Origin of the sequence: Pectobacterium brasiliense (assembly GCF_016950255.1) — a bacterium.
Classification (GTDB): Bacteria; Pseudomonadota; Gammaproteobacteria; order Enterobacterales; family Enterobacteriaceae; genus Pectobacterium; species Pectobacterium brasiliense.
On record NZ_JACGFN010000001.1, the window covers coordinates 606892 to 619643 of the forward strand.

Annotated in this window: 13 protein-coding genes; 3 read left to right on the forward strand and 10 right to left on the reverse strand. The window is 49.6% G+C overall.

All coding sequences use genetic code 11. From position 1 onward, the window contains the following. Positions 1–25 precede the first annotated feature (25 nt). The 5 genes from H4F65_RS02780 to H4F65_RS02800 form a co-directional block, all read right to left on the reverse strand. Entirely contained in the window at positions 26–1243 is a 1218-nt protein-coding gene (locus H4F65_RS02780) for a glycosyltransferase family protein (protein ID WP_010275113.1), read from the reverse strand. A 1-nt stretch (position 1244) separates the two neighbouring features. Then, positions 1245–2099, reverse strand: coding sequence for a mannosyl-3-phosphoglycerate phosphatase-related protein (locus H4F65_RS02785; RefSeq protein WP_010275110.1), 855 nt, complete (start codon positions 2097–2099; stop codon positions 1245–1247). Positions 2100–2396: 297 nt separating this feature from the next. Next, complete coding sequence (locus H4F65_RS02790) at positions 2397–2657, reverse strand: hypothetical protein (RefSeq protein WP_010275107.1); 261 nt, start codon at positions 2655–2657, stop codon at positions 2397–2399. 66 nt (positions 2658–2723) lie between these two features. Then, entirely contained in the window at positions 2724–4562 is a 1839-nt protein-coding gene (locus H4F65_RS02795) for a coiled-coil domain-containing protein (RefSeq protein ID WP_010275102.1), read from the reverse strand. 28 nt (positions 4563–4590) lie between these two features. Further along, complete coding sequence (locus H4F65_RS02800) at positions 4591–5481, reverse strand: hypothetical protein (RefSeq protein ID WP_010275099.1); 891 nt, start codon at positions 5479–5481, stop codon at positions 4591–4593. Between the two features lie 239 nt (positions 5482–5720). Between H4F65_RS02800 and pptA the strand changes: the two genes are divergently transcribed. Next, the gene (pptA, locus tag H4F65_RS02805; protein WP_010275095.1) at positions 5721–5951 is read left to right on the forward strand and encodes a tautomerase PptA; all 231 of its coding nucleotides are present in this window, start codon (positions 5721–5723) and stop codon (positions 5949–5951) included. A gap of 21 nt (positions 5952–5972) precedes the next feature. Here the strand turns inward: pptA and yddG are convergent, their stop codons facing one another. The 3 genes from yddG to H4F65_RS02820 all read right to left on the reverse strand — a co-directional run bounded on the left by yddG (position 5973) and on the right by H4F65_RS02820 (position 9907). Then, positions 5973–6884: an aromatic amino acid DMT transporter YddG gene (yddG, locus tag H4F65_RS02810; RefSeq protein ID WP_010275091.1), complete on the reverse strand. Its 912-nt coding sequence runs from the start codon at positions 6882–6884 to the stop codon at positions 5973–5975. 131 nt (positions 6885–7015) lie between these two features. Then, the gene (locus H4F65_RS02815) at positions 7016–8512 is read right to left on the reverse strand and encodes a pyridoxal phosphate-dependent decarboxylase family protein (RefSeq protein ID WP_010275088.1); all 1497 of its coding nucleotides are present in this window, start codon (positions 8510–8512) and stop codon (positions 7016–7018) included. Positions 8513–8521: 9 nt separating this feature from the next. Further along, a complete protein-coding gene (locus H4F65_RS02820; RefSeq protein WP_085996913.1) occupies positions 8522–9907 on the reverse strand; it encodes a diaminobutyrate--2-oxoglutarate transaminase in 1386 nt (461 codons plus the stop codon). A 409-nt stretch (positions 9908–10316) separates the two neighbouring features. Here H4F65_RS02820 and H4F65_RS02825 point away from each other — a divergent pair, with 409 nt between their 5' ends. Together H4F65_RS02825 and H4F65_RS02830 are read left to right on the forward strand one after the other, a co-directional pair. Beyond that, on the forward strand, positions 10317–10550 hold the full coding sequence (locus tag H4F65_RS02825; RefSeq protein WP_010275082.1) for a type II toxin-antitoxin system Phd/YefM family antitoxin: 234 nt from the start codon (positions 10317–10319) through the stop codon (positions 10548–10550). 30 nt (positions 10551–10580) lie between these two features. Continuing rightward, positions 10581–10916, forward strand: a complete 336-nt coding sequence (locus tag H4F65_RS02830) for a type II toxin-antitoxin system RelE/ParE family toxin (RefSeq protein ID WP_010275079.1) — start codon at positions 10581–10583, stop codon at positions 10914–10916. A 48-nt stretch (positions 10917–10964) separates the two neighbouring features. On the opposite strand, the gene H4F65_RS02835 is transcribed toward H4F65_RS02830, so the two are convergent. Continuing rightward, complete coding sequence (locus H4F65_RS02835) at positions 10965–12260, reverse strand: glycoside hydrolase family 10-like protein (RefSeq protein WP_039315001.1); 1296 nt, start codon at positions 12258–12260, stop codon at positions 10965–10967. 5 nt (positions 12261–12265) lie between these two features. Continuing rightward, the gene (locus H4F65_RS02840; RefSeq protein WP_010275074.1) at positions 12266–12553 is read right to left on the reverse strand and encodes a VF530 family protein; all 288 of its coding nucleotides are present in this window, start codon (positions 12551–12553) and stop codon (positions 12266–12268) included. Positions 12554–12752: the final 199 nt, after the last annotated feature.

A 12752-nucleotide genomic window follows, 5' to 3' on the forward strand; every position in this document is an offset into this window, starting at 1 on the left:
GATAGCGAGTACACAGCGGAAGGCATCACGTTTCCTGATTGTCGGCTTCTACCGCCGCATACAACCGCTCAAGGATATCGGGAAACGCAGACTGCACGCGGTTCCAGCTCGGCACAAACGGTTTATCACCCAGGACATCGCTATAGGCATGACCAGCAAAAGTGATGACATCAGAAAATAACTCCACCGCCGACTCCTCTTTATGACGGTCGAAAGTCAGGCCGTTCATACGTGCGTCATGCTCGAAAGCATCGATCATATCAAGCGCGGTACGATAGTAGGTCGCCCGCAGGACGCGAAAAGAGTCCGTGGTGATATTCACGCCGAGAATAGCCAGTTTGCGATACAGCGCTTTTGTAATGTCAGCTGCCATACGCTGCAATCCCGCGTTAGGATCGTCTTCAGACATCGGCTGATGTTTATGGTCGTAGCGATCGGCGATATCAACCTGACAAATGCGGCGAGTGGCGGTTCCGCGATAAATTTCTGACAGCACGCCAATTTCCAGTCCCCAATCGCCAGGAATACGCAGGTTGTTCAGAATGGTGGTGCGCATCGCAAACTCGCCGGAAAGCGGATAGCGGTAACTGCGCATGTAATCCAGATAGTCAGAATTGCCGTAGACCTTTTGCAGCGATTTCAGTAACGGATAGACCAGCAGACGCCCCACGCGGCCATTCAGTTTTCCCTCTGCAACACGGGCGTAATAACCTTTGCAGAAGTCGTAATTGAAGTGCGGATTCGCCACGGGATAGAGTAGGCGAGCCAGCATCGCACGGTCATAGGTGACAATGTCACAATCGTGTAGCGCGACACAATCAGAACGACGCGATGCCAGCGTGTAACCGACACAAAACCAGACATTCCGCCCCTTGCCGGGTTCCTCCGGTGCCAGTGACTTTTCTGCCAGCTCGTCGCTGAGCGCTTTCAGGCGCGGGCCATCGTTCCACAAAATGCGATGTCGGTGCGGCAGGCGAGAAAAGAATTTCCGGGCGTAAAGAAACTGCTCCCGATCGGCGCGATCCAACCCAATCACAATTTCGCCAAGGTAAGACACCTGAGACAGCTGATCGACAATGTGGCTCAGCGCGGGGCCTTCCAGCTCAGAGTACAGCGATGGCAGAATCAGCCCTATACTGTTTTGCTCGGAAAATACCTGGAGTTCAGACTCCAACTCTTCCGTGCTTCTCTGAGTGAGATTGTGAAAATTGGTAATGATGCCATCTTGATAAAATTCGCTCATCCTATGCTCCCCATACTCTCTTGTGGCTATGTCGTGCCGAGAAATACTCGTTGCCAATAAAATGATCCAGTCCTTCACTCCAGCCTTGAGGCCCTGACTTCTGCGTGCAATATTGCTCGCCGCTGTACGACTCAGGCAGGTTAACCATTTGATTTCCCTTTCCTTTAATTAATACGGCATAGTCTACTGCGCATAACAGAGATATATCGTTCGGACCGTCGCCCAGCCCAAGCGTTTTGACGTCAGTACCGTATTTCTCGATGTACTGTGTTTTTATCCAGTTAAGCATAAATCCCTTACTCGTTTGGGCACTCATGGCGTGATAAAAGCGACCACCTTGGGTCAGAGCCAGACCCGCCTCTGCCAATAACTGGCAAAAACGCGGTAGGGCATTTTGCTCATCCAACCACAGCAGCGGTTCAGTGGCTTCTCGCTGCTGCGCCCGCTGGGCGTCTTGCGCGTCTAATCCCGTCATCTCTGCTATTTCCGTACTGCTCATATCGCCAAAGCCTTTGAAGCGGAAACCGGATGCGCGCAGCGATTCCAGCTGAGTGCGGATAACGGAATACCCTGCACCAATTCTCTTCCTTGGATAATCAGGATGTGATTGCCATGTTGGCGGCAGCACGGCAATGGCACCGTTTTCCGCAATATAGGGGTACGGTTCCAGCCCGAGCGCACGCCGTAAGGGCTCAACTTCAGCCGCCGTTTTACTGGTGGTGATAATCAACGGAATTGCTTCGTTCGCTAGCAGCGTCAGCCACGGTTGCGCGGCATCCCACCGATAAGTCTCATGATCGAGCAACGATCCATCGAGATCGCTGAAAATAATCAGTTTCGTATTACGCGTTTGCATGGGTTCTCCATGTTCGTGGATAAACATAAACAGAGTGTCACGATGGCGATTAACGTTAGTCAGAAAGGGCGTGTATTTGTCAGTGAGGCGTTGTGTTCGTGGTATTGATGACTGTGACCATAATCACACTTTAAGGATAGGAAGCAATTTGTATCTTCACCAATAATATAATGATCTGGCTATTTTTCGGCAGGCTGATGAACATCAGCGGACGCTGTTTGAACTGCTAACTGAAATACCTGCCTCAGGATGAGGCAGGTATAAGGGCAATGGTTTTGCATCTTCACATTCGCCTAACTACCAATTCGGAATACCCATTTGTTGGGCGGCAGCATGAATCGCATTGTAATGAACCTGCGTCATTTCCGACTGAAGATTAGGTTTGCCTCTGTCTGCAGTACGAAATTCATCTCGTGAGCCTCTCAACAGACTCTGCCCATGGCCATCGGGAGAGCCTGTACCTTGCGTGTGTTTTTCGTGTGAAGCTCGCGCCGAATTACTTCCCGCAGCGATGAGGATCGCGCGAGCCCGGTTATAGTCATTATCGCTAATTGCCATTTATGAACTCCTTCATATTGATATAGATACCGTGTGGACGTACAGTTATCTATCCACTCGGTTGATTTACGCTTTCGACTGTATGCGATCGCGATACCGGTTTAGTTCTTCCAGTTTGGCCGATGCGGCCTGCTTACGTTTGAAGGCGATATCCTCGATCTGGCTTGCCGAGGTACTGAGATAGGATTTCAGTTCATCACCAGTCAGGTACGTGCCGCTCAATTTATTCAGCTTGCTCCAACCGTCTTTGAAGTTATCCACAAACTTGGCTGACACGATGCCAACGGCCTGCCATTCAGCCGTTTGAGTGATGAAGAAATCATTTGTGTTCCGTTTGATGCGCTTAGTGAAACTTTTCGTCGGTTGATTCCGATCGAGCGCTTTCTGGAGCAGGTCTGACTGCTCGGTTGAACTTTCTACGACGCTCTGCATGAAATTCGCAAACGTTTTGAAGAAAAAAGAGATTTCGACAATAATTTCACGCATCCGCTTCAGCGCTTTAAGGCTCAGACCTAGAGACTGGATCGCCAGTTGAATGGTTTCTTCTTCGGTTCGTTGTCCCTTTAGCAGAGCGTTGATTTTTACCAATTCCGCAGCTTGGGTACGTTTCTCTTTTTCATAAGCCTCGACCTTTTCCAGCATTTTCATCTGCATGTCGCGGAGACCCGTCGCCTGTTTTTCTTGTTTCTCTGCCATTCTTCCCATGTTATCGCCAAGGGAATCCAGCGCGGCATTTAAGGCTTTCAGCGCGGTTTCTGCCGCCGAAATCTTGCTGACCTTTTCTTTGATTTCTGCACTGTTGTCTTTGATTCTATTATCGAGAGATTCCAGCTGCACCGCTTTCGCGTCTGCATCGATCTGTTCGTCCTCTTCAATTTTTTCCTTTTCGGCCGTCAGCTCCTGATTCTTCTTCTCCAGCTCAGCTTTTTCACGCTCAGCGGTCGTTTTTTCGGTACGTTTGTCAGCAATTTTTCCCTTAGTTTCTATTGCCTTCGCTGTTGTGTCGTTCTCTTCTGTCGCAGTTTCCGCATTGATCAACTGCCGTGCCGTAGAGTTGACTGAGGCGGCAACCAGCGATGCGCCTCCCGTGGCGACCCCTGTGATGCCAGCGGTAATTGCCGGAACCATGGATGAAATCATCTGTGCGCCGACGCTCACGATAGACATGATAAAAGCGCGATCCTCAGCCGTTTCTGCTTGCGATTTATATTCGTTCGCCATTTTTTCATACTTGGCGATATCGTTTTGCAGGTCTTGTACCAGGCTGTCCAGTTTTTCGCGTTGTGCATTGTTCTCAGCAATTTCTTTTTCTATCTTTTCCTTATTTTTCAAACGCGCAGATAGCGCCAGCTCTCCCTGCTGTGTCGTCTTGGTGGTATCGTCAATAATGCTATCGTAGGTATTCGCGATCTTTGTCAAATCGGCACTGACCCGCTCAGCCCGTTTCTTGATTTCTTTAGCCAGATCCACTAAATCCTCGCCAATGAAATCTTGCAGATCCTGAGGGTCATTGCTGTCACGGGCCTCCGCCCAGTCACTGAACAGGGTGCGTAATAATTTGAGAATCCGTTCAGCATCCGTCGACGCGCCGCGCATTTTCTGTTCGCTTTCCTGCTGAGCCGCAATCAGGCGACTCATCAACTTATCAATCTCAACCCTGATCTTTCCTTCTTCCTGGGGCGTTGTGTTGTAGGCGATATAAAGCAAATCGATAGCGTTATCGGTGTCTTCCTTGGATCGGGAAACGTCATAGGTGCCCTCAATCCTCCTGATGTAATCCTCAACCAGAGGGTGGTTAACATCAGGCAACGCCACATTATTACTGTCCAGAATTTCCTCGACTTGGGCGTCAATACGTTTATTGACATCGAACTCGATACTGATGATTTTATTTTCAGCAGCCATGTTTCTCTCCTCAGATTCAGCAAAAAGGTTAGTTTGTGCAGATACGCTCGCCACCCGGAAGTTGCAGGCCGTTTATGTCGAGCAATTCTTGAGACTTAAGCAGTAAAACATTCAACGATTCAGATTCTTGGCGCAGGCGATTTACAATGAACCGCCGGTCTGAGGCTGGGTCGAGACCGTTAAGTTCCGCAATAGAGTCGGTAAACCTGGCGAGTAGGGTGGCGTTATCCTGTTTGAGCTTTCTGATCTCGGCTAATAAGACTTTGAGCATGCCGATCTTGTTTTCGACTGCCGCAATATCAGCGCTGTTTTGCTCAGACTTCATCTGGTTTTCATGTAACCGTACTTCAGCCTGATTATTTTCATTGCGTGCTGCCTCGTACCGTTCTTTGGCTGCGGAGGCCCGAATGTCGATTTCCTTCCTTGCGCCCTCCAGCCTACGCAAATCCCCGTTCAGGCCCGTAATTTCTCCGGCAAAGTCACACATGAAACCCAAAAAACCAAACTGATGTTTGCAATTGTCAAGTTCAGCCTCTCTTGCATGAATTTGATGCTTGATTTCCTGCATCTGGTTTTCCAGATCATGCCGTTCCCTCGATGCCATTTCGAAACGGTTGGAAAACTCCTTAGCGGCAAATGCTGCACGCTCTAACTCGGTAGCTAATTTCTGTTTCTGGGCGTGCAATTCACCCGCAGTTTCCTGCAATCCATTACTATTAGCCTGAAATTCTGCGTCCTTGTCGGTATAGCACTGTCCTTTGATGGAGAGGGTTGCATCAATACGCTGTGCGTTAGCGATCTGCGTATTGAATGCTTCAATTTCGGATGGCGTCAGCGTTTGAGTTGCCGCTGACAGAGAAAGGGATGTGGCAAAAAATATGGTGAGAAAAGCAACCCAGAGATAGTTCAAGTGCCGCATGTTGGATTCTCCCTATTAATGTTACCCGTGAGGGGCCGTCATTCTATGGGCTACGGTAACAATAGGGTGCATTGCTGCCTATACGGCATTTAGCCGTTTGGCGAATGTCATACGCGCGGAGGTAATATCTGAGAACATGATGTTATTTGTGCGACATACTGTCTTCATGCACACTAGCTATCTTAACTAACTGGCTATCTTAACCAACGTGCTGTTTCATCACTGAAAAGGACCATTCCATGCCCCATATTGATGTCAAACACTTCCCAAGGAATCTGTCTGAAGAAGAGAAGAAAGCCGTCGCGGAAGATCTTGCTTCGGTCCTGAAGAAGCATTTCGGTTCTTCCGACGAATCGCTTTCTGTCGCGTTAAACGAAATCCAGCCGGAGCGCTGGAAAGATGACGTTTACGACCCGTTCATCAAACCGCAGTTGGACACGTTGCCGAAAAAGCCGGGATATTCGTATTAATTTTCCCCGCATCCGGGCGCATTAATTGGCCTGTTCCGAGACGTTTTTCAATGTAGCGGAGCGGGTTGACCACCAACACAGCAGCGATCCCAGACTGACCATTGCCGCACCTTGCCAGAAGGCCACGGTTAACGTCGAGTTGAGAATAAATGCTGCAAGCGCAGCGGAAATAACGGGAATGAAATAAGACGCAGTTGCCAGAACGGTGACATTACCGTGCAGAATACCGATATTCCACGCCGCGTAACCAAACCCCATAGCGCCAGCGGCGAGAATCAAACTGATAATAACGGGTGTGCTGATAATAAATTCAGGTTGAGGAGCGAGTAGATATTTAGCCCATAACGTTAATGCCGTCAGAATAAAGAAGAGGGTAATACCGTTCGCGCCGTTAGCGATTTTCTTTGTCACCGCGCAGTAAATCGCCCAGATAATTGCCCCGCCAAAAGCCAGCCCATAGCTTAATGGATTGCTATAGAGGTTATTCATAATACTGCTCAACGATAAACCTTCATCACCGCCTAATACCCAGCCAATCCCCGTGATGGCAAGCAACATGCCGGGGATAATAACCAGACTGGTTTTTTGCCGATTAACCAATACGGATAATAGGATCGTCAGGCTCGGCCAGAGGTAATTAACCATGCCGACTTCTATTGCCTGCGTGCTGTTGTTGGCATAGCCAAGAGAGAGGGAGAGACACAGTTCGTAGCAGACAAACAGAATACTGCCGGTGATGAGGTAGGATACTGGAAAGGTTTTTATCTTAGGAAAACCCACCGTCATTAATAGCATCACCGAGCTTAACGTATAGATCATCGCCGCGCCGCCGACGGCGCCGAATCCTTCACTCACGCTCCGAATCAGCCCGACAATCGCGCTCCACAGCACGACCGCAATTAACCCTATTAGCGTTGCTTTTTGTGATGTCATTTATTCATCTATCCTAACGTTTCTATTTATTCCGTATGCCGGTGCAATAATTCGGTCAGAAAACTCAGTAATAAAAAAGCCGATAACCTATTATTGTTATCGGCTTTTCACGATGCAGTAAAGCAGAGGAATTACGCGGTCAGCAGAGGCTGTGCCGTGCTTTCAACCAGATCCAGCAGAACTTTAACATCTTCCAGGCTAACCGTTGGGTTCAGCAACGTCAGTTTCAGGCAAGTAACACCGTTAAATTCGGTGACACCTACGTTGGCACGACCTGATTCCAGCAAGGCATCGCCAATACGTTGGTTAAGCAGTGCAATAGTCGCGTCATCCGCTGTCGCCAGCTGTTGCGGGCGGAAGCGGAACAGAACGCTTGCCAGCTGTGGCTGCATCACCAATTCCAGCGAGGCATGTTCATCCACATACTGTGCAACCTGTTGCGCCAGCGTAACGCCGTGATCGATGATTGCCGCGTACTGCTGTTGGCCCAATGCTTCCAGACCCATCCACAGTTTCAGCGCATCAAAACGACGCGTCGTCTGCAATGATTTCGACACCAGGTTAGGGACGCCCTGCGCTTCATCGAACTCAGAGTTCAGGTAAGCTGCCTGATAGCGCATCAGCTCATAGTGACGCGCTTCTTTCAACAAGAAAGCGCCGCAGCTGATGGTCTGGAAGAATTGTTTGTGGAAATCCAACGTAATGGAATCCACCAATTCAATACCGTCGAGATAATCGCGATACTTCTCGGACAGCAGCAGTGCGCCGCCCCAGGCTGCATCAACGTGTACCCAAATCTGATGTTCTGCCGCCAGTGTTGCAATTGCTCGTAAAGGATCGATCGCACCCGCGTCAGTGGTACCGGCCGTCGCCACAATCGCCAGAATCTGTTCGCCGTTAGCCTTGGCCTGCGCCACTTTTTCCGCTAAATCGTTCAGATCCATCCGCGCGAAGCGATCGGTTTTTACCAACGTAACGCATTGATAACCCAGACCCAGTAAAGCCATGTTCTTTTGCACCGAGAAATGGGCATTTTCAGAACAGAACACTTTAATTTTCTTCAGGTTACCAACCAAGCCATCTTGCTGGATCGAATGTCCCTGACGGGCAAAGAAGGCATCACGCGCCAGCATCAGCCCCATCAGGTTACTCTGAGTGCCACCACTGGTGAACACGCCCGCATCGCCAGACTGATAGCCAACCTGAGTACGCAGCCATTCAATCAGCTTCATCTCAATGATGGTCGCTGACGGGCTTTGATCCCAAGAGTCCATGCTCTGGTTCGTGGCATTAATCAAGACTTCCGCCGCCTGACTGACCACCAGACTCGGGCAGTGCAGGTGAGCGACGCACTGTGGGTGATGCACCGACAGGCTGTCTTTCAAAAAGTACTCAATCGCACGTTCGATAGCGGCCTGGTTACCCAGGCCCTGCGGATTAAAATCCAGCGTGATGCGCTCACGCAGTTCAGCAACGGTTTTGCCCTGATACATTTCAGGCTGTTGCAGCCACTGCATGACGGCTTGGCTACTCTGCGTAATCGCTTCCTGATAGGCCTCGATGCTTTGTGTCGAGGAGGCCAGAATCGGGTTGATTTTTGTTTCAACTTGCTTGGACATCGTGGTCATTCGCTCCACTCAGACTGGCTTCACGCCAGCAGACAGCAGGGCGTTTTCAAATTTATCCAGGAAGATTTCCAATTCAGCATTGCTGATCAGCAGGGAAGGCAGCAGACGCAGAACGCAACCATGACGGCCACCGCGCTCCAGAATCAAGCCCGTTTCAAAGCATTTTTTCTGCAACAGGGCAGACAGCTCGCCGTCAGCCGGGTAGCAACCCATGTGATCCTGCGCTTCGTCAGGCTTAACAATCTCAATCCCGATCATTAATCCCAGACCGCGAACATGGCCGATCACCGGATAACGTTTTTGCAGTTCAGCCAGTTTGGCTTTCAACCATTCACCTTGCTCAGCGACTTTGTTTGCAACCAGATTGTCTTTGAGGTGCTTCAGCGTCGTCAGGCCAGTTGCCATCGCCAGTTGGTTACCACGGAAGGTACCGGTATGGTGGCCCGGTGACCAGGCATCGAACTGCTTCTTGATACCCAGTACAGCTAATGGCAGGCCGCCACCTACTGCTTTAGACATCACGATGATATCTGGCTCAATGCCTGCGTGTTCAAAGGCGAAGAATTTACCCGTACGTGCAAAACCAGCCTGAACTTCGTCGATGATCAGCAGAATACCGTGTTCCTGCGTCACTTTACGGATGCGCTGCAGCCACTCGACAGGTGCCGGGTTAACGCCGCCTTCGCCCTGAACGGCTTCCAGAATAACCGCCGCCGGTTTGCGTACGCCACTCTCAACGTCGTTGATCAGGTTTTCAAAGTAGTAGGTCAATGCTTTAACGCCAGCTTCACCGCCAATACCCAGCGGGCAGCGGTACTGATGCGGATAAGGCATAAACTGGACTTCAGGCATCATGCCGTCGACCGCTTCTTTCGGCGACAGGTTACCCGTTACCGACAGCGCGCCATGCGTCATGCCGTGGTAGCCACCGGAAAAGCTGATCACACCAGCACGACCGGTGTATTTTTTTGCCAGCTTCAGCGCAGCTTCAACAGCATCGGCACCAGAAGGGCCTGTAAACTGGAGGCAGTACTCTTTGCCCTGACCAGGCAGTAAGGAAAGCAGATACTCGGAGAACTGATCTTTCAACGGCGTTGTCAGATCAAGGGTATGTAACGGCAAGCCGCTAGTAATGACACGTTGGATGCTTTGCAGCACGTCAGGATGGTTATGTCCAAGCGCCAGCGTTCCCGCTCCGGCCAGACAATCAAGATATTGATTATTCTCAACATCGGTGATCCACACGCCTTCGGCTTTCGCAATTGCCAGAGGCAATTTGCGTGGATAACTCCTCACGTTCGATTCAAATTCAGCTTGTCTTGCCAAATAGGTTTCATTGTTTCCGTTTAATGAATTCGCACCTAAACTGTCAATACGGACTTTATCCGTCATCATATCTCTCCTACAACCGTGGGCTCGCAGGCAACCACAGTTGAATAAATGAATTAAACACATAACGACTATAAGAAAAACGCGGCCAATATAGGTTTTTTCAGTCACCGACTCAATGATTTATTTCGTTTCGAAACTTTTATTTTTTCACATAAAAATCAAGTGGTTGATTGTATTTCTACGAATCATGATGCCATGGCTATTTTACATGCTTATTAAATAAGCAAAAAAAATCCGCCGACCGCAGAATTCTTGAACCGAAAAAGCGGTAATAAGAGGGGAAAACAGCACGTTTAGCTATAGCGTTCAGAGAGAAAACCACAAGAGAAAGGCGTGATGATGCTTTACACATTGCTTTCAGTCTATATAAAGACTAAATTAAGACTGAAATAGATGTCGGGAGGGAAGCATCATGAAGATCGAGACGATTAGCTATATAAAGAAAAATGCAGCCACGCTTGACCTCGCTGAACCCATTCTGGTTACTCAGAATGGCGTTCCTGCCTACGTTATTGAATCCTACGATCAACAACAGGAACGGGAAAATGCCATTGCATTGCTGAAGCTTCTGACGCTGTCTGAGAAAGACAAGTCTGAAGGGAAAGTATTCAGCAGAGAGCAATTGCTGGATAGGCTGGAATTCTGAACTGACGATGTCATCAGGAAGGGACGCTAAATGGAAGAACCGAGAGTAACGATAGAATACACCTCAACGGTCAGAGTCTGTATCAGTGATATTGTCAGCCATCTCCGTCGTGTTGACGTAGAACCCGGCCCGGTGATCCATGAAATTCTGGATCAATTTGAGAGTAAAATCCGGCAGTTTCCTTTGAGCTGTCAGATCTGCCCAGAGCTGTTGAAAATTGGGTGTGGGAAATACAGAGAATATAATGCTTCGGGAGGATACAGAGTCCTCTATTCAATCGAAAATAATCTGGTTACCGTCCATGCTCTTCTTGCTCACCGACAAGATATTCAGCAATTATTATTTAAGCGCTTGATTCAAGCGTGAATCAGCACCCAAAGGAAAGAGCAGAGGTTTTGAAGCCTCTGCAGTCCGTTAAATTGGATTCCAACGGTTTCTGAGGTAATTAACCGCTTCCTGGGTCTGTGGTTGATTGAGATAGTTCTCTCTGAACAGAATCGTCCCGTTGATTTGCGGCATAGACTCGTTCAAGTCGAGCTGCTTTTTCAGCTCCGGCACGCCGCCATTTATCGTCCAGTCAGGCTCATTCTTTGAAGGTTCCCCCACTTTATACAGCGCGACGCCAATATAAAGGCGTGTGTTTGTGGGCTTCACCACATCCGCCCACCATTTTGCCAAGACATCGTAACGCGCTGCGTCACGTGCGAAAGGCCAGTAGATCTGCGGGGCAATGTAATCCAGCAGCCCTTGTTGCACCCACAGGCGGGTATCGGCATAAGCTTCATCGTAGGCGGCCGCGCCTCGCGTGTCGGAACCTGCCGCATCGTGTGACCGGTTGCGCCATACGCCTGCTGGGCTGACGCCAAATTCAACCTCGGGTTTCAACTGCTTGATAGTGCGTGACACCTGCTCAATCAACAGCTGTGTATTGTGCCGCCGCCAGTCCGCCTTTGAGCCAAATCCCTGCCCCTGATTTTTAAAGGTTTCACTATCGTTAAGCATCGAGCCGGATGATTCGGCATAGAAGTAATCATCGAACTGCACGCCGTCAATAGGGTAACGCGCAACGACTTCGGCCACGATACTGGTGATCCAGTTTCGCGCTTCCGGAATACCCGGGTCCAGTACAAAGCGATCGCCGGCGGTGCGGATCCAGTCACGATGCAACACAAATACGCTGGCCGGATTTTGCGACAAGGTGCGATTTAGCTCTGTCACGGTTGACGATTTAGTGTTAACGGAGACGCGATAGGGATTAAACCAGGCATGGACTTTCATACCGCGTTTGTGCGCCTCATCCAGCATGAACTGTAGCGGATCGTAGCCCGGATCCTCACCAATCTTGCCCGTTAACATATCTGACCAGGGCAATATTTTAGAAGGCCAGAGCGCGGTACCATCAGGCTTAACCTGAAAAAATACGGTATTGATGCCGAGACTTTTCAATTTATCCAGCTTACCTGTCAGCGCTTCCTGCTGCTGAGTGATACGTATAGCAGGACTACTGGCATTAACGGATGCCACCGGCGGCCAATCCAAACGGGAAACGGTCGCCAGCCAAACACCGCGCATGGGTTCCTTATTCTGCTGAGATTTCCCTGGAAGCGGCTGTTTAACAGGAGGAAGTGGAGTGACAAGCGAACTCGGAGGTTTAGACGCGCAACTGACAAGTAGAAGCGCAGCGGCAATCAATACGACTGGCTTTTTCACGTTGGTTAGCTCTTATTTCTGCGACTATTAGCCCAGGGATCAACAGCGCTATCATCTGGTTTTACGGGAGCGGAACCGTCCAGAGAATCAAGGTACAGTGCTTCAACTTCCGCACGCGCCCAGGGCGTCCGACGCAGAAACTTTAAACTGGATTTAACGCTTGGATCGCTTTTAAAGCAATTGATGTTGATCCGTTTACCCAACTCAACCCAGCCAAAACGGGCAACCAGTGCATTGACTTGCATTTCAAGCGTGACGCCATGCAAAGGATCTTTAGAAGTATGAGCTGTCATGTAACGTCCAGTAGTTTCAGGTTTTTATGTTCAGGATTCGGCTTGTAGCAAGGGAAGGTTACAAGAAAGCGGGACGGCCAGCAATCTTGGTACAAATAAAACGGGATTCTGTCATGTGAGGAACAGGATGAGTTGACCGTTCTGCCCTTGAGGAGGAAAATCAGTATGGAATCCTTTTCGTTACAGGTCAGGACTGATA

Excerpts from the sequence above, each read along its gene's own strand:
- H4F65_RS02780 (WP_010275113.1), bottom strand. The coding sequence starts at position 1,243 with ATGAGCGAATTTTATCAAGATGGCATCATTACCAATTTTCACAATCTC.
- H4F65_RS02785 (WP_010275110.1), bottom strand. The coding sequence starts at position 2,099 with ATGCAAACGCGTAATACGAAACTGATTATTTTCAGCGATCTCGATGGA.
- H4F65_RS02790 (WP_010275107.1), bottom strand. The coding sequence starts at position 2,657 with ATGGCAATTAGCGATAATGACTATAACCGGGCTCGCGCGATCCTCATC.
- H4F65_RS02795 (WP_010275102.1), bottom strand. The coding sequence starts at position 4,562 with ATGGCTGCTGAAAATAAAATCATCAGTATCGAGTTCGATGTCAATAAA.
- H4F65_RS02800 (WP_010275099.1), bottom strand. The coding sequence starts at position 5,481 with ATGCGGCACTTGAACTATCTCTGGGTTGCTTTTCTCACCATATTTTTT.
- pptA (WP_010275095.1), top strand. The coding sequence starts at position 5,721 with ATGCCCCATATTGATGTCAAACACTTCCCAAGGAATCTGTCTGAAGAA.
- yddG (WP_010275091.1), bottom strand. The coding sequence starts at position 6,884 with ATGACATCACAAAAAGCAACGCTAATAGGGTTAATTGCGGTCGTGCTG.
- H4F65_RS02815 (WP_010275088.1), bottom strand. The coding sequence starts at position 8,512 with ATGACCACGATGTCCAAGCAAGTTGAAACAAAAATCAACCCGATTCTG.
- H4F65_RS02820 (WP_085996913.1), bottom strand. The coding sequence starts at position 9,907 with ATGATGACGGATAAAGTCCGTATTGACAGTTTAGGTGCGAATTCATTA.
- H4F65_RS02825 (WP_010275082.1), top strand. The coding sequence starts at position 10,317 with ATGAAGATCGAGACGATTAGCTATATAAAGAAAAATGCAGCCACGCTT.
- H4F65_RS02830 (WP_010275079.1), top strand. The coding sequence starts at position 10,581 with ATGGAAGAACCGAGAGTAACGATAGAATACACCTCAACGGTCAGAGTC.
- H4F65_RS02840 (WP_010275074.1), bottom strand. The coding sequence starts at position 12,553 with ATGACAGCTCATACTTCTAAAGATCCTTTGCATGGCGTCACGCTTGAA.